Raw genomic sequence first — 20246 nt, 5'->3', positions numbered from 1 at the left:
CAAAGGCGAGCGCCGCCGGTCATTGCTTGGCTGCATCAATGCACGCGCTCGTGGGTCTTCGATCATTCGTCGTCGCACAGACGGTATCCCACACCGGGTTCCGTCAGGAGATAGCGGGGTCTGGCGGGATCGGCCTCGATCTTGTGTCGCAACTGGCCCATGTAAATCCGGACGTAATGGCTGTGCTCGGTATGGCCCGGACCCCAGACCTCGTTCAGCAGCTGTCTGTGGGTGACGACACTTCCCGCATGACTGATCAGGGCGGTCAGTAGGCGATACTCGATCGGCGTGAGATGGATCTCGCGGTCTTCGAGAGAAACTTTCCGCCGGGTCAGTTCGACCTTTAGGTCGCCGACTTGAAACACATCGCGCGGCGGTCCCCACGAACGCTGCGAGGCACGCCGCAGCAATGCCCGGATACGCGCCACGAGTTCCGCCGTGCTGAAGGGTTTGGTCAGGTAGTCGTCCGCGCCGGCGTCGAGGGCCTGGGTGATGTCGTTTTCGTGATTTCGGGCCGACAGGATGATCAGAGGGACTCCAGTGCGTTTCCGTAACCGATCCACCACCTCCACGCCATCCATGTCCGGCAGTCCAAGATCGAGGATCACGAGTGCCGGTTTGGCGCTTCGCGCCGAAGCCAAACCCTCGGTCCCGGTCTCGGCCGTGATCACCGACCAACCGTCCTGGCCGCTCAGACAGGTGCTCAAGAACATCCGCAAGTGCGGATCGTCCTCGATGACCAATATGGCGGGGCGGGTTTCCGTCATGGCCGCGACAAAGCCTCGTTTTCCAGCTCGATGTCCGGCGGCGTTTCCGTGAGCGGCAGTTCCAAGCGGAAGACGGATCCTCCGCCGGCCCGGGGCTCGACGCGAATGTCGCCGCCGTGCGCGCTGATGATGGCCCGGCAGATGGCCAAGCCGAGTCCGGCGCCGCCCTGAGGCGCTTCCGGGTAAACGCGGAAGAACTTGTCGAAGATCTGGTGCCTGAATTTTTCCGGAATGCCCGGACCCCGGTCGGCAATAGAGAGGGTCAGCAACTTCGGCGACAGTTCTGCGGTAATCTCGATGGGGCTCGCTTCCGGCGTATATTTGACGGCATTCTCGAGAAGATTGACCAAGACTTGCTGCATCAAGACCGCGTCGACATGGACCAGCGTCAATCCGTTATCCAGATCCACCGTGACCGGCCGGTTTTCAAGCTGTTTTCGCATCCGGCGCAGGGCGCTGCCGATGATTTCCTCAAGGGCGTACCACTGTCGATTCAGCGCAACCTTCCCGGCTTCGAGCCGGGCCATGTCCAGGATCTTATGCGTGAGATCGGACATCCGCTTCGCGTCCTCATGGATCGCTCGGATCAGCTTTTGGCGGTGCTCGGCATCCAGGTGTTCGTCGCCTTCGACCAGCGTTCCCGACGCGCCGACGATCGTCGAAAGCGGGGTGCGGAGATCGTGGGAAATGGCGCTCAGCAGCGAATTCCTCAGGGTTTCCGCCTCTATTCGGATGGCTGTGCAGCGAGCTTGTTCGGCAGCCCGAACCCGCTCCAGAGATTGAACGATTTGATGGAGAAAGAGATCCAGGAGCGTCCGTTCTTCCGGCGAAAGCCTTCGGTGGGCCGGGAGCGCCATCACCCATACGCCGAGGACGCCTTCGGAGCCGACCAGCGGCCAGTAGAGCGAGGTCCCTACAGAATTTGTGTCGGTGCCGCCGCCGGGCGGCTGCGGTTGCCCCTGGTCAAAAGCCTGTTGTGCAAGGGCAAGATCCAGATCCGGCATGCCTGGCGGCCAAAGATCGCCTTCCGGACAGTGCAGCCGGGCTTGGCCGTCCGGAACGAGCAGGGTGTTCGGGAGCCCAAATTCGGAGTAGATATGTTTGATGCCGGCTGCGATCACGTCCGCCTCCTGGCGCGTACCGGCCAGCTCCTTGCTCAGCCGGTACAGCGTCGAGGCGCGCTGTTCCCCCTGCGCCGCCACGGCGGCCTGCGATCGAAGCGCATCCATCAGGCTGCTGGTCACGACCGCAACGATCAGCATGACGGCAAGGCCGATCAGATGCTCCGTATCGGAGACGGCGAAGGAAAAAATCGGAGGGGCAACGAAAAAGGCGAAAGTCCCGGCGCTCTGAAGAGAGGCCAGGATGGAGGGGCCGCGTCCGAACCGGATAGCCACGAAAAACACGCCCAGCAAGTAAATCATCAGGATGTTCGCTGGGCTGATCTGACCGCGCAGCGGCCAATTGATCAACGTGCAAAGCGTGGGAGCCGCCAACCCCCAGAAATATCCAACCGCTCGGCGGTAGGGCCTATGCAAGGAAGTAGGGGCGTGGGATGAGGTGCTCGTGGCGGATACCATGCGCTTTGGCTGCTCTAAAAGGCCGGAATTGACCGAGGCGAACTCGCCGTATTCGTGACTTCGGCCGGCCTCAATCGCGTCTTTGGACTAATCCTAGTGTGCCGATATCCTTGCTAAAGCTCTCTCGAAGCATGCGTAGCCGAGGTACTGTTCCGACGGGTCTGCGCCGTTCACTCTAGGCTTTCGGATCTAAAGATGGTGTAAATTTTGCGTCAATAATGAGTGGCATATTTATTTCAAAACAGAAAGCAATCGAGATGTCAGCCATCGCCCTCCACCGTGATCGATATCAAACCGCTCCCCCGGCGATTGACCTACCGCGCTGCCTCCAAGCGTACTCTGGCCTATCAGGGCCGCGGCGTTACCTCGGAACCAAGGCCGTAACCCGCCGAGCGACCTCGAATCGGTGGGTTACGCTCCGCTAACCCACCCTACGTTTCATGTTCACTCGAATGCCGAATGGAATTAGGAATCGCGTTCGGGGCAAGAGCCGGGCACTTCTCGGAATTGCCAAGACAATGCCGGTTTCATACGATTTCATCGGCGTTCGTTATTGAAACGCTAAGTCATTAGTACCAGTTACAGAATTACAATCCAATGAATCAGAAGTTGAGTCGGCGCGGATTCTTGAAATCCGCTTCCTTAGTAGCCTTAGGGGGAACGCTTTTCAACGTGGCTCGGGCTGTCCCGCCTGCGTCCGAAGGGCTTCGTTTGGGCCCTGGTCAGCTCTTTTCCTTTGAGGCGCTGATCGAGCGGGCTGCTGCCATGGCCAAGGCGCCCTATGAATCACCACCCAAACCCCTGCCCAAAGTCGTTCAGCAGATCGATTACGATGCTTGGGGGAATATCCGTTACCGTCCCGATTATGCTTTGTTCGCGAATGGGCCGTCCCTCTATCCGGCTACTTTTTTTCACGTGGGCCAGTTCTTCCAGAAGTCGGTCAAGATGCACGTTCTGGAGCACGGAGTGGCGCGGGAAATCTTGTACAGACCCAAGTATTTTTCGATGCCCAAGGACAGCATCGCCCGCAAGCTGCCTGAAGATACGGGCTTTGCAGGTTTTCGCCTGCAGGAATCTCGGAAGCGCAAGGACTGGCGAACCCAAGACTGGATAGCCTTTCTCGGCGCCTCATATTTTCGGGCTATCGGCGCCTTGGGCCAGTACGGACTGTCCGCCCGCGGCGTTATCGTGGACTCCGCCGAACCCACGCCTGAAGAATTTCCGGATTTCACCGAATTTTTCATCGAGGGCGCTCGGAAAGAGGACCAGCCGGTCTCGGTTTACGCTCTGCTGAATAGCCCCAGCCTTACCGGTGCTTATCATTTTTCGATCCGGCGTACCGAGGGCGTGATACAGGACGTCGAGGTGGTTCTTTTCCTGCGCAAGGACATCACCCGGTTGGGACTGGCCCCATTGACCTCCATGTATTGGTTCAGCGAAAAGGAGAAACGCCAACGCGAGGACTGGCGCCCGGAAGTCCACGATTCCGACGGTCTCGCGATCTGGAACGGCAACGGCGAACGGCTCTGGCGTCCGTTGATCAATCAGCCCTTCGCCGTGACCTCCAGCTTCGCCGACAAGGGGCCGAAAGGTTTCGGCCTGATGCAGCGCGACCGGGTGTACGAAAACTATCTCGACGGCGTCAACTACGAACGGCGGCCCAGCCTGTGGGTGGAGCCGCTGGACGACTGGGGCCCCGGCGCCGTCCAATTGGTGGAACTGCCTACGGACGACGAAATCCACGACAACATCGTGGCTTACTGGCGGCCGGACGGACCGGCGCGTGCCGGCAATTCCTACCGGCTGCGCTATCGGCTGCACTGGCTGGGGGACGAGCCCCACCCGGCGCAGGTGGCCCGCTGCGTGGCGACCCGGATCGGGCGTGGCGGTCAGCCGGGAAAACCCCGGCCGAAGGGCGTGTACAAGATTTGCGTCGAATTCGCGGGCTCGGCGCTGGATCCGCTGTGGGGCGATTCGGTCAAGGCCGAACCGGTCGTCTCCGCGTCCGGCGGAACCGTCTCCGGCGCCTTCATCGAGCCGGTGCCGGGCACGCGCCGCTGGAGGGCTATCTTCGACCTCGTCCCGACCGGCAGCGATCCTGTCGAGCTCCGGCTCTACATCCGCGGCAACGGCGATGCGCTGACCGAAACCTGGCTCTACCAGTTCCGCGCGGGCCCGGCCTAATTCCAAATCGCTTTCAATAAGGCATTAATTTTTGTAGGGTGGGTTAGGCCGCGAGGCCGTAACCCACCGAGCGATCTCGGATCGGTGGGTTACGCTTCGCTAACCCACCCTACAAGTCTACAGATCGATCACGAGCCGGTTCAGATTCGGTGCCTTGATGAGATCGCCGTCGATCTCGCACGGTTTGCCGTCGGCGTGGGCTTGCCGCGCGCCCGGATAGCGAAGGACGATCCGTTTCGGCGCGGTTCCGGTCACGCTCAGATCGACCGTCACTTGCGATTCGCCGCGGCGGGCTCTGAGACTGACCGTTCCGAAGCAGGTCGGCAGCTCGTTCAGCGTAATGCCTTCGCCTTCCCACCAGGCATCGGGGACGGCTCGAAAAAGTTCGAGCGTGCCGCCGTTTTCCCTAATCAACATGCGGCGGATCGCGGTGGCGAATTCGGCGCCGATCCAGGTGTGAGGCATATCGCCGATATAGTCCGGCACGCGCGGGTCGGCCCAGACGACCTCGGCCCAATGACGCCAACCGGCGGGTCTGCGCCAGGTGAGCGCATCCCCGAGGAGCCGGAAGGCTTCCTCGGTTCGACCCAGCGCCACGAGCGCGTTCAGATTGCGAATCTCGTACGGCGTAAAGCCCCCTTGGAAGTCGGGCGCGCGAATGAGTTCGAGATGGTCGAGATACAGATCGTAGGTTGCCTGAATGTACTCCGCCGGAAGCACATCCTCCACACGGCAGGGTTCGAAAGCGATGGAGGTCGACGTGGGATCGACATCCTCGCGATCGGCGGAGGCATGGACCAGCCCCGAACCGAGCTCTTCGGTCGTCATTCGCAATGAGCGGGCCAGGTTTGCGGCGAACTCCTGTTCCTTGGTTTCGGCCAGGTTCGCGATTTCCGCATCGCCGATCTCGGCGGCCAGATAGGCGCAGTCGCGCCACGCCCGCAACGCGAAAAAGTTGTCCCAGTAGCTGTAGGTCGGCTTGTTGTAACCCTCGTGGCTGATGGATGGCGCCAAAAGCCCATGGAACCGCGTTTCGGGCCCGTGCAGCGCATTGGTTCGCGCGCAGAGTTCCTCGATGAATCGGGTGGCCCGGACGACGGGTTCGAAAATGGCTTCGAGAAAGGCGCGATCCCGGCTGAAGCGATAGGTGTCGGCTGCGATCGCCACGAACTGGCCCTGGGCGTCGAATTCGATGTCGCTGCCGTAGCCGCGGTTCACGCTGCCGTCGGGATTGAGGATAGGCGGGACCATGCCGTTGTCGTAGATGCGTTTCGAGTACCACAGCACGTAGCGCTCGGCCTCTTCGATCAAACCGGCGTAGAGCAGGGCGAGGGCTTGCGAGGAGCCGTCGCGTATCCAGGTTCGGTCGTAATTGCGCGGACCGGGCTTGAAGGCATAGCGGGTGGCGTTCACCAGGATGAGTCCCGTCTGTGCCTCGACCGTATCGCTGACTTCGCGGTCTCCCACCGTAATTCTGCGCGGGCCGATCTTCTCGCGCCAAACTCGAGCGACCTTCTCGCGAATGCTGGCGAAGTCGACCTCCGTGTCGGGTGCGATACCGTCCCTGAGCGGAGCCGATACGACGAAGGAAGCGGTCTCGCCCGGATCCAGGGAAAAGTCGAACTCGCATGCGGCACTCAGGAGACCGGAATCGGAATGCAAGCAGCGTTCGGTGTGCTGCGGCTGGTTCTCGATCAGTTTCACCACGTCTCCGTCGTGAAATTCGGCGATCGTCGCGACATCGGGGGCACTCGAAAAACCGGCATACCACCCATCGTTGACCCGAACCTCCTTTCCGTCGATGGCTATCGAGTTGATGATCGCGTGTCCGCCGTGTTGCCAATACGGGTTGATTTGGGCGGGGCGCAGCGCGAGGACGAGCGCCCCTTGCTGCGGCACGCCGGCGCGGTTCGTGATGCGGTACTCGACTATCGCTTGCCCTGCATCGGCGAGGGCGGTCGCCCTAAGTTCCACCTCCCGCGCCGACCACGCGACGGAAGGAATGGGCAGCGCGCCGTCGGCCAGCGTTTGAGTGATCGCGGAAGCGCCGGGCGCGCCGTGAAGCGTTCCGTCCAGTCGAAACAACGGCATGAGTTGGCCGGAACCGGGGCGGGGCTCGAGATTGCCGTATTCGTCGAAAAGGGCATCCTCGGACCGATCGATCTCCCCGAGCACGGTCCAATAGACCTGCCGCTCCAGAAGAGCCTGCGGATAAAGATCGCTGCGCGCCACTTGCGCCGCGCGCTCCAGTTGGCCGATCGGCATTCTGTCCTTGTTCAGGATGCGGAGCTTGAGTTCGTCGACGACAGCCCCTTCCGGACTGCTTGCCTCGTGAACCGTGAAGCGCAGATAGCGGCTCGTGGTGGATCGCCAATAAAAGCTGTCGTAGTCGCCGTTGCCGAGGATGATGCGGCCGACCTCCCGAAAGTTCTCGCCGTCGTCGGAAAGCTCGACCGAAAAGTCGGTTCCGTAAGTCTCTCCCCATTGGACCAGCACGCCGAGCGGCGATCGCGTATACCCGAAATCGACGGTAATGCTCTCGCCTGGAGGAATCTTGACCGGCCCACGGCCCAACGCCGCGATTCGCCCCGGCTCTTGCACCGACGCGGCCTCGCCCGGACCGTACAGGTTGATTTCGACGATTTCGAGGCCCCGCTCCGGCTCCGGATCGGCGCAAGTCCAGCGCACGAATCGAGCCTCCGTCGGCGGAAACGCGAAGACGTCTTGACCGCCCTCGCCGTGGCGGGTGGCACAAAGAGGCGTCCACGCTTCGCCGTCGAGCGAGGACACGAAGGAATATACCTTGGGCGCATGCCTGCCCCAGTAAACCTCGAGTCCTCCGAGGATCGCGATCCGGCCGAAATCGATCTCGAGCCAGGGGGCCACCGACGGTTCGGAGACCCATCGCGTCGAGTAGGAGTCGTCGATGGCGGCTCGGGGATCGCCGCCGCTGGCAGTCACCGTCCATCGGCCTTTGTAGGGGACATTCATGCGCACTCCGCAGTCGGGTGTAGTGAGTTGGCTCAGAAGATTAACACCATTGCAGCGCTGATCCGACTGCTGGCTTCACCCTTCCGCGGCAGGCGGCTCGAGGTATTCTTGCGCCACAATTTCGTGCAGAAAGAGATAGCCGAATCCTCGGCACATCCACTGCGCACGGAATACCGGTGAAGACGTCAACTTCGCCCCATGCCATGCCCTTGTTTTCGAAGAAAGCCAATGATCAACGAGTTGACACGCTCGGGCGCGTCCGCCTGAACCCAGTGACTCGCCTCGGGGATGCGTTCGACCCGGATATTCGGAACCCATCGTTCCAAACCCTGGGTCAGCCCGATACCGAGATAGCGATCCTGCTCACCCCAGATCAAAAGTGTCGGCGCATGAATGGGGCGGATCTGCCGCCGGAATCGGAGAAGGTTGCGGCGGAACAGGGCACGGTAATAATGAATCGCCGCAGTCAGCGCGCCCGGCTGCGCCAGGGCTTGCTTGTAGCACTGAATGTCGGCTTCGGTGAACGCATCGGGCCGCACCGGATCGGTCCGCAATATCCGGCCTAATCCGGCATAATCATCCGCTCGAATCAGCCTTTCGGGCAGCCACGGGAGCTGGAAGAAGAATACGTACCAGGACTTCCGCAACTGCGCCGGCGTCCTGAGTTCCTGAAAGAAACGTTCCGGATGCGGGGCATTCAGGACGATCAAATTCTCTACCGCCTGCGGATGGCGCATGGCCAGAAACCAGGCGATGGCACCGCCCCAATCATGTCCGACCACCGCGCATCGCTCTTGGCCCAGCGCGTGAATGATCGCGAGCACGTCGTCCGCCAGGGTTTCCAGGCGATAACGCCTGATTCCAGCGGGTTTTTCGGACTCGTTGTAGCCGCGGAGATCCGGGGCGACTACGCGAAAGCCCGCTTCCGCCAGTGCCGGGATTTGGTGACGCCATGAGTACCAGAATTCCGGAAATCCGTGCAGCAACACGACGAGAGGCCCGGTTCCGGCTTCCACCCAGTGCAGGCGTATTCCGTTGACTACCGCGTAGCGGTGATTCCAGTGCCGGGATGATGCCTCTCCGGGTGCCATACCTTATCGATAGCTGCTGCGCGGAAGTCAGCTGTGCGAGGTCCCCGGCTTCTCGGCGAGCAGGGCCCGCAGCGCGGCCTTGGGCTCGTCGAGGAGGGGGCGGCCATGGTCGAAGCAGAGCACCGCGAAGTCCAGGTCCAGCAAATTCCGCACGCTCTGCCGAGTTAGCGCCGGGTTCTCGTGATACTCGGCCGGAACAAAGGCCAAGGCCTCGCCGGCTCCGTGCGACAGAAGATCCGGGCAAAACAGGATGCCGGGACGCTTCGGCAAGAAGAAGGCGTAATGCGCGGATTCCGGTCCCGGCGTGTGGATCGCCCGAAGGCCCCCCGGCAGCACATCGCCTGCCCGGTAGCGCAGGTCCGGTTCCTCGTCCATGGGCCGCGTGCCGTCGGGCGCATACACCTTCACGCCCAAACGACGGCGGTAATGCCAGGCGGCCCGCTGATGGCAGGCGGCGGTGAGGCAAATCGCCTCCACCGGCCCTAAGCGTTCGAGGACCGCTGTCTCGACCCTCAAGGGATCGATAAGGACCATGCGGTCACCCGACGCGATGGCGTGCGCATCGCTCTCGTAACCGATACGATCATCCTGTACGGACCAGCGCCACACCCCGGGCACCACGGTTTCGATCGTTGCCGCAATGGCTTTCGGTTCGGACATCACACTTCCTTTCGGATCGTCTTCTTTGTTTAGACGCCGGCCTCATCCGTATGCTCCTGTCGGTCGCGCGGCGTGCTCGATCGCGCCACTTCGCACGGTGATCGGCGAATAGCCGACGGAATTTCCGAATCACCCGCAATCCGTTCGGCCGCCTTTTTCATTTCGGTAACACTCGCGTGCAACTCCCTTTCGGGAGACGAGTCTGATTAGTCAGGCGAGAGCAGTACGGATCACTCGGAGGAGAATGCCATGAAGCGGAACTCAACACTATACGGGGCGGCCGTGGGGGCCGCGTTGATGTATTTGCTCGACCCGGATCGCGGGCGATATCGCCGGGCCGTTCTCCGCGACAAGACGACGAGCAGCATGAACCGATTCGATGACGCGTTTCAGGTGGCCCTGCGCGACCTTCGCAATCGCGCGGTCGGCATGGTCGCGGAGCTCAACGGGTGGCTGACGGCGGGGCCTGTCCCCGACGACTTGCTGGTTGATAGGGTACGGTCCAATATCGGACGGGTGGTCTCCCATCCCAAAGTCATCGACGTCAAGGTGCAGGACGGTTTTGTGACGCTCTCCGGTCCGGTACTGGCGCATGAGCACAAGCCGCTCTACCGGTGTGTGGCCTCGGTACGCGGAGTCAGGGGTGTGGACGATCGGCTGGAAGTACATGAGACCGCGGAGCAGATCCCCGAACTTCAGGGCGGAGTTCCGCGCCGCCGGATACGCCCGGACATCCTGCAGGAGAACTGGGCGCCGGCCACCCGGCTGATCGCCGGCGCAACCGGAACCACCCTGGCGGTCAATGCCCTGCGGCATGCGAGTCCGCTCACGGCCGTTTTGGGTTTGGCGGGTTCCACCCTGATCCTGCGGGCACTGACCAACAAACCGCTCACGGGCGGACCGAGCGTCGCCGAGGGCTACCGTCCCGAGGCAATTCAATCGCCTCGCCCCGCACCCGAGACGACCCAGCAGCCTCCCCCGTCCGAACGGGAGGAAGCGCTCCATTAAGAAGAGAGACGAAGGATGAAAGTCCTCATACTCAGTTCAGACTATTTCGAGGATGCCGAACTCCTCGTGCCGTACTACCGGCTGAAAGAGGAGGGAATTCCGGTCGAGATCGCTTCCGACAAAACCGGGACGATCATCGGCAAGCACGGCTACGAAGTGGCGGTCGACAAGAAGCTTTCGGAAATCGTTCCGCAAGATTACGACGTTCTTCTGCTCCCCGGCGGCAAAGCGCCGGCCGCATTGCGGGAGGAACCCTCGGCCTTGGCGATCGCCAAGGCTTTCATGCAGAACGATCGGCCGGTAGCGGCCGTTTGCCACGGGCCGCAGATCCTGATTTCGGCCGGTGTGCTGAAAAATCGGCACGCCACTTGTTATCGGGCCGTCGCGGACGAAATGAGGCAAGCCGGAGCCCATTATGAAGACCGGGAGGTCGTCGTGGACGGCAATCTGGTAACGTCGAGACAACCCGCGGATCTCCCGGCGTTCATGCGGGAATTCATGAAGCTCCTGAAAAACAGGGCTTCTCGTTGATACGGAAGAATTACCGGAACAGCCATGAATACCGAACAAGCCCGCTTGCGGGAACTCCAAATGCAAATGGAGGAATGGCAAGCCGAACTCGACCGGCTGGAAGCGTGGCCAGCGACCCGGCTCGAGCAAAAGGAGCGGATCGAGGCGCTAAGGGAAAAACTGCGGATCGGCGCGGAACAGTTGAGCGAGTGGCGCGACGGCGGACGCTTGGAAATACCTTAAACGCTACCGGGGCTAGCGATGAAACCCGGTGTCTTCAGCAGTGCTCGTAAATCCTATGGATACACTTTTCGAAAACCGCACGGATGCCGGACGCCAGCTGGCGCAGGCTTTGGGCGCTTATGCCGGCCGTTCCGACCTGATCGTGCTCGCCCTGCCCCGCGGAGGGGTGCCGGTGGCGTACGAAGTTGCCCGTGCCCTGAAAGCGCCCTTGGACCTCTTGATCGTGCGAAAGCTCGGAACACCCGGCAATCCGGAGTTGGCCATGGGCGCGATCGCCAGCGGAGGCGCCTCCGTCCTGAACCGCGATGTGGTATCGATCTACCGGATCAGCGACGAAGTTATCGAGAACGCCGCCGCGAAAGAGCGCCAGGAACTGGAGCGCCGCGAGCGGCTTTACCGGGGCGATCGTCCGTACCCCGATATCGAGAACCGCTGCATCATCGTGGTGGACGACGGCATCGCCACGGGAGCGACCATGCGCGCCGGCCTCGCCGCCCTGCGCCAGCGAAACCCGGCTTGCGTCGTGGTCGCCGTGCCGCTGGCGCCGGTGGATACGGTGGAGCGTTTGCGCGCCGAAGTCGACGAGGTGGTCTGCTTGATGACTCCCGAGCCGTTTTTTGCAGTGGGTCAAGGATACCGGGACTTTTCCCAGACCACCGATGACGAGGTTCGGGAGATTCTTACCCGAGCCTGGGGCGAGACATCGGATTAAACAAGCTTTTTGTTCGGCAGGGAGATGAAGAGATGAATCAAGCCGCACCCTCGGATTCCATTGAATTTCCGGTAGGTCCGGCGGGCGTGACGCTGTCCGGCTCGCTGTTCATTCCGGACCAGCCTCAAGGACTCGTGATCTTCGCCCACGGCAGCGGCAGCAGCCGGTTCAGCCCGCGCAACCGCGCCGTCGCCGATTTCCTCAACCGCGCCGACCTCGCTACGCTGCTGTTCGATCTTCTCACCGCGGAGGAACACGAGGTCGACCAGTACACCCGTCAATTCCGTTTCGACATCGGCCTCTTGACCGATCGCCTGGTGGGCGCGATCGACTGGGCCACGCAATACGAATTGACCACCGACCTTTCCTTCGGATTGTTCGGCGCCAGCACCGGCGCGGCGGCGGCGCTCCGGGCCGCCGCCGAGCGTCCGGAATCGGTGGCGGCCGTGGTATCGCGGGGCGGACGGCCGGATCTCGCGGAGGAGCGATTGCCCGAGGTTCTGGCACCCACGCTCCTGATCGTCGGCGGTTACGACGATGTGGTCATCGAGCTCAACCGCTTGGCGGCGGAGCGCATGAATGCCGTGAACCGGCTGGAGATAGTCCCCGGCGCGACCCATCTGTTCGAGGAACCCGGCACGCTGGAAAAGGTGGAAGAACTCGCCCGCGACTGGTTCCTGAAGTATCTGCGTCGATGAACCGCGGCCCGCTTCGCCTGTTCGCGCTGAGCGAAAGCCGGACATTGGGAGAAAACATCGCCCGCGCATTGGGTTCTGACTTGTCCTTAGTCGAGGAAAAAGATTTCGACGACGGCGAGCACAAGGCGTATCCGGCCGAGAACGTGCGGGACTCCGACGTATTCGTGGTGCAATCGCTGTACGACGAGCCCGGCAAGACCGTCAACGACAAACTGTGCCGCCTGTGGTTTTTTGTCGGTGCGCTCAAGGATGCGTCCGCCGCCTCGGTGACTGCGGTCGTGCCGTATTTGGCCTATGCTCGGGCCGACCGGAAAACCCGGCCGCGCGAACCGGTCACGCTGCGTTATGTGGCGCAGCTGTTCGAGGCCGCGGGCGCGGACCGGGTCATCACCCTCGACGTCCACGATCTGGCGGGTTTTCAGAATGCCTTCCGCTGCCGGACCGACCATTTGGAAGCCGGGAAGCTGCTGGTCGAGCATTTCGCGGCGAAACTCCACGGAGACGTGGCCGTGGTCTCGCCCGACGCAGGTGGGCTCAAACGGGCAGAGAGCTTCCGCCGCAAATTGGCCCGGCGGCTAGGAGCGACGGTCGGCAGCGCCCTCATGGAAAAGTACCGCAGCGATGAAACGGTACGCGGTGCGATTCTGGCGGGAAATGTGCGCGGCAAAACGGCTCTCATCGTCGATGACATGATCAGCACCGGCGGCACCGTAGCGCGTGCCGCCCAGGTTTGCCGCGAACAAGGCGCCTTAGCCGTCCATGTCGCCGCAACCCACGGGCTGTTCGTCGGCGAGGCCGCGAATGTCGTGGCCGGTCCCGTCCTGGACAGCCTGGCCGTTACCGACAGCGTTCCGCTTTTCAGGCTTCCTCGGGAAACGGCTCAGGGGAAGCTGACGGTCATCCCGATCGCGCCGCTGTTCGCGGAAGCCGTCCGGCAGATCCATGCCGGCGGTTCCGTCAGCGGGTTGATGGGGGATTGAAAGAGCCGGCCGAAACCGCTGAGCGCCCAACAAGTAAGTCGGGAATCCTTTCCCGACGTTAACGGGTCGGCACGCAGGCTTGTCGGCAAAGGATTGCCGACCTACTAACTTCGTTCAGCACATCCTACGGACGGGTCCGTCGACCAAGGATTGCCGACCTGCGAACCTGAGCTTGGATCGATAAACGCCAGCCCGGTTTAATGTTTGCCGCCTTTATGTCCGCCTTTGCGCGTCGGCTCGCGATCCTCCTCTTTTCCGTGACCGCTGCCGCCCCGCTTTTTCCCGCCGCCGTGAATTTTGTTCACCGTGGCCCACGCGCGCCGCTCGGCCTCCTCTTCGGGGACACCGCGCGATTCGTAACCTTCCTCGATGTGCCGAGCCTGCCGTTTCTGCTTCTCGGTGTACTTTTCTTTACTTCCTCTGGCCATAGCCCTGTCCTCTGCCGTTCGGACCGATGTTCGAATGGGAACAAGCCGACCTCGGTCGAACTTATTCCAAACCGTTTTCGAGAAGGGATTCATGTTTGTAGGGTGGGTTAGGCCGTCAGGCCGTAACCCGCCGAGCGGCCTCGGACCTGTCCTGAGCCAAGTCGAAGGGTCGGTGGGTTACGCGGAGCCTGTCCTGAGCCTGTCGAAGGGCTAACCCGCCATCGATGGGTTTCGCTTCGCTCTACCCATCCTACGATGAATGTTCACTCGAACGCCGGATAAAATTAGACCGGCTCAGGGCCGACGAGTTTGGTCTGGCCGGTGAGTTTTATGACGGCGCCGGCCGCGAACTCGCATGGGAATCCGGCGGTCTCAGTTGAGGAAGTCCTATCGTGGAATTCTTACGGCAACCGGAGTTTCGAGCGTCATGACAAGCGTTCTCATCACGGGGAGCAACCGCGGATTGGGGCTGGAATGGTGCCGCCAATACGCCCAGGCCGGATGGCAGGTCTTCGCTACCTGCCGATACCCCGACGAGGCGGATGAATTGGCGCGGTTGGCGGACCGTTACAGAGCCGTGCGCATCCACCAGCTGGACGTGACGAACGCCGGCCGGATCGTTGCCTTAGCCGAGGAACTGCGGGAAACGCCCATCGATCTCCTGCTCAACAATGCCGGGGTTTATACCGAGAAATACCTGCCCTTGAACGCGCCCCTCAATTACGATGACTGGGCATACACGTTTCAGGTCAACACCATGGGTCCGCTCCGCATCACCAAGGCATTCGTCGAATCTCTGGCGCGCAGCGAAAAGCGGTTGGTGGTGGCGATCACCAGTCATATGGGCTCCATTGCCGAGATCGACAGCCCCGGCAGTTACTTCTACCGATCCAGCAAGGCCGCGCTGAACGCGGTGATGAAGGGACTCTCGCTAGAACTCAAGCCGTTGAACATCGGCGTGCTTCTATTTCACCCCGGCTGGGTGGGGACTCGGATGGGCGGCACCGGCGCGCCTTTGACGCCGGAAGAAAGCGTGCGCGGCATGCGAAAGCTCATCGACAAGTTCACGCTGGCGGATACCGGCCGTTTCTTTCGCTATGACGGCACCGAGATCCCCTGGTAAGAAATGCGCCCGGCTCGTGCGATGCCGACCGCTCCTCGGAACCGGAGTCATATAGCGCTCGCGGCGGCTTTCGCCAAGCGATGGGCAGCTTGATTGTGCTCTCGCGGCACTGCGCACAGGTCGAGCCGCTCGAACCGACGGGCCAAACGGCGGATTGCGGCGAATCGATGATCGTGCGGGTGCCGCTGCCAGAGCTGAACCAGAGCGGGGCAGTCGGTGTGTACTCGGAGAACGGTCCCGCGGGACTCCAATGCCAGCTCCAAAGCCCGTTCCAACGCCCCGATCTCGGTTTCGAAGGGTGGGAGAACGGACGGCACCCGCCCGGCGCTCTTCGCCACGACTTCTCCATGAGCATCGGTCACGATCGCCCCGATTCCGTTCGCTGCGCCCGAAGCCGTGCGGACGCTCGAGCCGTCGCACCAGGCTGAAAATCCTTCCGGGGGAAGCGGGCTCGCATAAACCAGCCAAATCAGGCGATCGCGGATTTGCAGGATCGTTTGCGCCCGCGCGGGTTGTAGGCGCACCTGCCGCGCGCTGCGCTGCCGGATGCGTTCGGCTAGCGCTGCCGGACCTGCCTGCTTGGCCGCAGCGATCAGCTCGGCCGTATCCGAGTCCGCGTCGAGCAGCCCATCGATCATCCGGTTGAGATGTCGGGATTCGTTGCGACTGGTATTCATCACCGGTTGGAGTCGGGAAGAGGGAGCAAGTTTTCCTGCCCACGCCCACAGACGCCGCCGGACGCTGATTTCGCGACTCGCATTTTTTCCTAGCGTTTTCGGAAACGGTCTAGTGCCTGCTCTCCTTGGTAAAGCCAACGGCCGTTGGTTTTTCATGTCTGGATTATTTCAAAAATGGAAACATTATCGTAAATAAAAAGACTTTTATGATGTTTAATTAAACTATCTGATCTAATCCATAAGAAATCGTTATTAAACAAAAGGAACAATCGTGACGATACTGATACTAACTGGATGTACATCAGCAAGGGGAAATCACTATGACGAGCGTTGAAATATTCTTGGCATTGGTATTTTTCGGCACCACCGGCGGGTCCATCGGGTTCTGCCTGAAGAATTACGACCGGATGGACGATAAGGACAAACAATGAGCAAGCGTTCGCGCCATACGCGCATAAAAAGCCGGGGTTTGGAAGCCCCGGCTTTTTTATGTCGAACAAGAACCCGGCGGCTCGAATGACGAATGCCCGCCAATCGCCTTCGATCGCGGGCTGAAGCCTGTCTTGAGCTGTGTCGAAAGGCCCGCTCCCGCAAGAAATTATCCATAATCCGCATCCGGGCGCCTCTGATCAGACAAGCGTGACCCTGCCGAAAGACCGAAGAGCGTTTTGCGGCATTCTTCACGCATTTTCATGTCTGAATGATCAAATCACTTTGAAAAAAGCCATCGGCTTTTTCACTCCGGCTCGAGAGGCACGCAATGCCCGAAACGATTGTGATCGTTCACAATAAGGTCCCGGCCCGAATCCGCATCCGGGTGCCTCTGATCAGAAATAAGCGGACTATGGCCGAGCTGCTCAAGCAAAGCCTGCTCGGGGACGCTCAGGCGAGGGGGATCTACCATGCCGAACCGAACATCACTACGGGGACCTTTCTGATCAAATATCACCCCGCCCTGCATACCGAGGCGGAGGTCATCGATCGGGTCCGGGCCATTGCACGGAACATCTCCGCCGGAACCATCGAGATTACCGCCAAGCACAAGAATCCCAAGCTCGGCAAGATGCAACCGCAGGCCTTTTTCACGCGGGAGCTGTTCGTGAGCATCGGCGGGAATGTCATTGCGGGACTCGTATTGGCGGCTCTGATCGCCCGCGGATAGTACGTCTGTCTGCCGGATCCGTGTCGATACGAGTCTTTCTATCCGGCGCATGGCCCGCCGAAACGGACCGGCCCGGTTCGGATGCGCGAACGACAATTCGTGGTTTTGCGGGAAGAGCCCGTGTCGCATCGGAAATCCGCTTCGGGGTGCAAGATTCCGCGCCCGCGGCGGATATTCGAATGAACCGCCCGGATATCGTACTCTTTCCTTTTTCGGCGACGGCCATTGCCATTTTGTTGGAGGCTCCGGCGGTGCTGGCGTGGCCGAGCGGAATAGCGGACGATAATCCGGATCGTCAGGCAAAAAGTTATTCGTTTGCCGGAATCGGAGAGAGAACCGTAGGAGCGCTTCACGCCATAAACATGAATGATGCAGCGAACGGAGAGGCGCGTTCATGATCGACGGAATACGCGTACCCATCGATTCGGAGTCGCAAATTCTAATCGCTCGGCAGCAGGCCCGATTGTTGGCGGCGGAGCTGGGCTTCTGGTCGGTCGAACAAAGCTTTATCGCCATGGCCATCTCGGAGGTGGCCCTCAACATCCTTCAGTACGCCGGAAAAGGCGAAGTCATTCTGAGCAAGGCTCAAAAGAACGGCAGCCAGGGCATCGTCGTCGTGGCCCGCGACGATGGGCCGGGTATTCCCGATGTCGAATTGGCCATGCAGGAGGGATATTCGACGAGCGGGGGAGCCGGGCTGGGTCTGGCGGGTGCCAAGCGGCTGATGGACGAGTTCGAGGTCGTGTCCGACGTCGGGAAAGGGACGACCGTGACGATGAAGAAATGGGTGCGGTAGGTTGCGGTCCAGCGGTCTATGGGTGAAGCGCCGCAGGCCGACTTCCGGCGGATTGAATTGAGCGGCGGTCCGGGAGTCCAATAGCCGAGCAAGTCGTTATTTTGCCCCGTGAAAATGCAGCGTTTTTCCGGCCAGATGCCGTACCGCCGTGTCTTGGAGACATGCAATGAATGACGAAACGGTCGAGAGTGAACTCGCGGCCCAATACACGGCGGCATTGCGCGACTATTTGGCTGGCGTGGAAGGAAATCCTTTACTGCGGGCCTATCGGCTGGGACGCCAGGCCGTGGCGGAGAATTTGAGCCTCTCGGCGGTGGCCGCGATTCATCATAAAGCGCTGGCGGGCCTTTCGGCTCGAGCCATCGCTCCTTCCGAAGGCGTCGATGTCGAATTGCAGGCGGAGGTATTTTTTCGAGAGACGCTCGCGCCTTTCGAAAGGACGTCGCGCAGCCATGATGACGCCATGACCCGAATGCGCCTGCTCAACGAGAGTTTGGAAAGGACCAATAAGCGCCTGACCGAGATCTACCGCGACAAGGAACAAGCCATCGCCGAATTGAGCCAAAGCGAGGAAGCCTTGCGCATGTGTCACCTCGAGCTGGAAAAGCAGGCGAAGACGCAGAGCATGGAGCTTACAACGGCCAAAGCGACCCTGCATGCGGAGATCGCCGAACGCAAGCTCACCGAAATCGCTCTCAGGGAAAGCGAAGCCCGGTTCAGGGCGATTTTCGAGCGGGCCGGCATCGGCATCGCACTCTTGGACAAGAACGGAAGGATCAGGGAATGCAATTTCGCCCTGCAGGAGATGCTGGGCTTTAGTGCCGAGGAACTGCACGGCCGGGTCATTTTCGACCTGAGCTACCCGGACGATCTCGAAGTCAGCATTCAGCGGTTCAAGGGCTTGGTCGAGGGGAAATACAAGCACTATAGCCTGGAAAAGCGCTTTATCCGGAAAAACGGCACGGTGGTCTGGGTCCGCAAGACCGTTTCCGGAACCTACGGGTTCAGGGGCGAACTGCAATTCGCCATCGATATGGTCGAGGACATCACCGAAAGCAAGGTCGCCGAGGAGTCTTTGCGGGAAAGCGAGGCCCGGTTTCGTCAGATCGTCGATATGACTTGCGAGTGGATCTGGGAACAGGATGCGGAAGGCCGCTACACCTATTCCAGCACCGCGGTTAAAAGTATTCTCGGTTATGACGCCGAGGAAATCATCGGAAAACCCTATTACGAGCTCTTCTTCCCGGAAGACAGAGAACGCTCTGCGGTGCTGGCACCGGAACTGATCGCTCGCGAAGAGTCCTTTGTTCGCCTGATCAACCGGTATCAGCATAAGGACGGCCGCGAAGTGTTTACCGAATCGACCGGCATCCCGCTCTCCGACAGCCGGGGCCACTTGCTGAGGTGGCGCGGGGTGGATAACGACGTTACCGAACGCAAACGCTTCGTGGACGCCCTAAGGCTTAGGGACCGGGCCATCGCCGCGTCCAGCGTGGGTATCATCATCACCGATCCCCATCAGCCGGGGAATCCCATCATCTACGCCAATCCCGCCTTCATCCAGATGACGGGCCGCAGCCGGGACGAGGTGGTCGGGTGGAATCCCCGCTTTCTGCAAGGTCCGGAAACCGATCCGAAGGCGATCGAGGAGATTCGGAAAGCCGTATGGGAAGAGCGTGATTGCCATCTGACGCTGAAAAATTACCGCAAGGACGGCACGCCGTTTTGGAACGAGCTGTTCATTTCTCCGGTGAGGGACGAAAACGGCCGGGTGACCCATTTTATCGGCACCCAGACCGACGTCACGGCATTGCGGCGCATCGAGGAAGAGCGTCACGAAATGGAAATCGCAAGGCAGATCCAGTTGTCCCTCTTGCCGAGCGTTCCGTTGCGGATGGAAGGCGCTCAGGTGGCAGGGTATTGCCTGCCGGCGGTCCATGTCGGCGGCGATTATTTCGACTATTTCGCCACCGAAGAGGGGGTCGATATCGTGATCGCCGACGTGTCCGGGCACTCGGTGGGCGCCGCTCTGATCATGGCCGAAACCCGCAGCACGCTGAAAATGGGAACCGACTGGATGGCGAAAGGACAGGCGAGGCTCCGCAACGGCGCAAAAAGGACTCTGTCGGTCTTGAATGATCTCCTGTTCGAGGATTTGAACCAGGCCAGCTTTTTCATCTCCATGTTCTACCTGAGCTACCGTTCGGATACCCGGCGGATCAGCTACGCCAATGCGGGGCACAACCGTCCGCTGTTGCTGCGTAAAGGCGAGCGGAACTGCACGGAACTGGATGCCGAGGGGCTCATTTTGGGGGTAAAGAAAGGAGTGATCTTCGAAGAGAAAGCACTCGCCTTGAACGAGGGCGATATGGTGCTTCTCTATACCGATGGGATTACCGAGGCGCGCAATAAACAAGGGGAGTTTTTCGGCGAATCCCGTCTCTGCGAGCTCGTTATCGCGCATGCTCAGGCATCCCCTCAAGAGCTGATCCAGATTATCGTCGACGAGCTCGGCGTGTTTTGTCAAAGCCGGTCCTTCGATGACGACATTTCTCTCGTGGTGCTGAAAGCACTTTAAGCCGAGGAGCGTTTTTCGAATGCCGGGGGTCCAATGATTGGATTTTCGACTTATCAAA

Annotated in this window: 18 protein-coding genes; 11 read left to right on the top strand and 7 right to left on the bottom strand. The window is 60.8% G+C overall.

Annotated features, from left to right (window positions below):
- Window positions 1-62: 62 nt before the first annotated feature.
- Window positions 63-767 carry a response regulator gene (locus tag B2A78_RS15650; RefSeq protein WP_077730944.1) on the bottom strand — a complete coding sequence of 235 codons (705 nt, stop codon included), beginning with the start codon at window positions 765-767 and terminating at the stop codon, window positions 63-65.
- Entirely contained in the window at window positions 764-2263 is a 1500-nt protein-coding gene (locus B2A78_RS15645) for a DUF4118 domain-containing protein (RefSeq protein ID WP_240502554.1), read from the bottom strand. The genes B2A78_RS15650 and B2A78_RS15645 overlap by 4 nt, the downstream gene beginning before the upstream one ends.
- A gap of 681 nt (window positions 2264-2944) precedes the next feature.
- On the opposite strand from B2A78_RS15645, the gene B2A78_RS15640 reads away from it, so the two are divergent.
- The gene (locus tag B2A78_RS15640; RefSeq protein ID WP_077730942.1) at window positions 2945-4531 is read left to right on the top strand and encodes a glucan biosynthesis protein D; all 1587 of its coding nucleotides are present in this window, start codon (window positions 2945-2947) and stop codon (window positions 4529-4531) included.
- A gap of 117 nt (window positions 4532-4648) precedes the next feature.
- Here the strand turns inward: B2A78_RS15640 and B2A78_RS15635 are convergent, their stop codons facing one another.
- The 3 genes from B2A78_RS15635 to B2A78_RS15625 all read right to left on the bottom strand — a co-directional run bounded on the left by B2A78_RS15635 (window position 4649) and on the right by B2A78_RS15625 (window position 9273).
- Window positions 4649-7522, bottom strand: coding sequence for a discoidin domain-containing protein (locus B2A78_RS15635; protein ID WP_077730941.1), 2874 nt, complete (start codon window positions 7520-7522; stop codon window positions 4649-4651).
- Between the two features lie 185 nt (window positions 7523-7707).
- Complete coding sequence (locus B2A78_RS15630; protein WP_077730940.1) at window positions 7708-8613, bottom strand: alpha/beta hydrolase; 906 nt, start codon at window positions 8611-8613, stop codon at window positions 7708-7710.
- A 27-nt stretch (window positions 8614-8640) separates the two neighbouring features.
- Window positions 8641-9273, bottom strand: a complete 633-nt coding sequence (locus B2A78_RS15625) for a hypothetical protein (RefSeq protein ID WP_205780799.1) — start codon at window positions 9271-9273, stop codon at window positions 8641-8643.
- 249 nt (window positions 9274-9522) lie between these two features.
- Here B2A78_RS15625 and B2A78_RS15620 point away from each other — a divergent pair, with 249 nt between their 5' ends.
- Genes B2A78_RS15620 through B2A78_RS15595 form a run of 6 tightly spaced genes read left to right on the top strand, consistent with a single transcriptional unit; the run spans window position 9523 to window position 13424 of the window.
- On the top strand, window positions 9523-10281 hold the full coding sequence (locus B2A78_RS15620; protein ID WP_077730939.1) for a BON domain-containing protein: 759 nt from the start codon (window positions 9523-9525) through the stop codon (window positions 10279-10281).
- 15 nt (window positions 10282-10296) lie between these two features.
- Entirely contained in the window at window positions 10297-10812 is a 516-nt protein-coding gene (locus B2A78_RS15615) for a type 1 glutamine amidotransferase domain-containing protein (protein ID WP_077730938.1), read from the top strand.
- 24 nt (window positions 10813-10836) lie between these two features.
- Window positions 10837-11034 carry a hypothetical protein gene (locus B2A78_RS15610; protein WP_077730937.1) on the top strand — a complete coding sequence of 66 codons (198 nt, stop codon included), beginning with the start codon at window positions 10837-10839 and terminating at the stop codon, window positions 11032-11034.
- Between the two features lie 55 nt (window positions 11035-11089).
- Window positions 11090-11746, top strand: a complete 657-nt coding sequence (locus B2A78_RS26690; protein WP_077730936.1) for a phosphoribosyltransferase — start codon at window positions 11090-11092, stop codon at window positions 11744-11746.
- 32 nt (window positions 11747-11778) lie between these two features.
- Window positions 11779-12444, top strand: coding sequence for an alpha/beta family hydrolase (locus B2A78_RS26685; RefSeq protein ID WP_077730935.1), 666 nt, complete (start codon window positions 11779-11781; stop codon window positions 12442-12444).
- A complete protein-coding gene (locus B2A78_RS15595; RefSeq protein ID WP_077730934.1) occupies window positions 12441-13424 on the top strand; it encodes a ribose-phosphate pyrophosphokinase in 984 nt (327 codons plus the stop codon). The genes B2A78_RS26685 and B2A78_RS15595 overlap by 4 nt, the downstream gene beginning before the upstream one ends.
- A 197-nt stretch (window positions 13425-13621) precedes the next feature.
- On the opposite strand, the gene B2A78_RS15590 is transcribed toward B2A78_RS15595, so the two are convergent.
- On the bottom strand, window positions 13622-13852 hold the full coding sequence (locus B2A78_RS15590; protein WP_205780798.1) for a hypothetical protein: 231 nt from the start codon (window positions 13850-13852) through the stop codon (window positions 13622-13624).
- Between the two features lie 427 nt (window positions 13853-14279).
- On the opposite strand from B2A78_RS15590, the gene B2A78_RS15585 reads away from it, so the two are divergent.
- Window positions 14280-14975: an SDR family oxidoreductase gene (locus B2A78_RS15585; RefSeq protein ID WP_077730933.1), complete on the top strand. Its 696-nt coding sequence runs from the start codon at window positions 14280-14282 to the stop codon at window positions 14973-14975.
- A 47-nt stretch (window positions 14976-15022) separates the two neighbouring features.
- Here the strand turns inward: B2A78_RS15585 and B2A78_RS15580 are convergent, their stop codons facing one another.
- Window positions 15023-15652: a ribonuclease H family protein gene (locus B2A78_RS15580; protein WP_168175448.1), complete on the bottom strand. Its 630-nt coding sequence runs from the start codon at window positions 15650-15652 to the stop codon at window positions 15023-15025.
- Window positions 15653-16412: 760 nt separating this feature from the next.
- Here B2A78_RS15580 and B2A78_RS15575 point away from each other — a divergent pair.
- The 3 genes from B2A78_RS15575 to B2A78_RS26680 all read left to right on the top strand — a co-directional run bounded on the left by B2A78_RS15575 (window position 16413) and on the right by B2A78_RS26680 (window position 20188).
- The gene (locus B2A78_RS15575; RefSeq protein WP_077730931.1) at window positions 16413-16814 is read left to right on the top strand and encodes a hypothetical protein; all 402 of its coding nucleotides are present in this window, start codon (window positions 16413-16415) and stop codon (window positions 16812-16814) included.
- 394 nt (window positions 16815-17208) lie between these two features.
- Complete coding sequence (locus B2A78_RS15565; RefSeq protein WP_077730929.1) at window positions 17209-17610, top strand: ATP-binding protein; 402 nt, start codon at window positions 17209-17211, stop codon at window positions 17608-17610.
- Between the two features lie 166 nt (window positions 17611-17776).
- The gene (locus B2A78_RS26680) at window positions 17777-20188 is read left to right on the top strand and encodes a PAS domain S-box protein (RefSeq protein WP_077730928.1); all 2412 of its coding nucleotides are present in this window, start codon (window positions 17777-17779) and stop codon (window positions 20186-20188) included.
- Window positions 20189-20246 lie beyond the last annotated feature (58 nt).

Source organism: Methylocaldum sp. 14B, assembly GCF_002005105.1.
Lineage (GTDB): Bacteria > Pseudomonadota > Gammaproteobacteria > Methylococcales > Methylococcaceae > Methylocaldum.
This window is presented reverse-complemented; position numbering and strand designations above follow the sequence as displayed.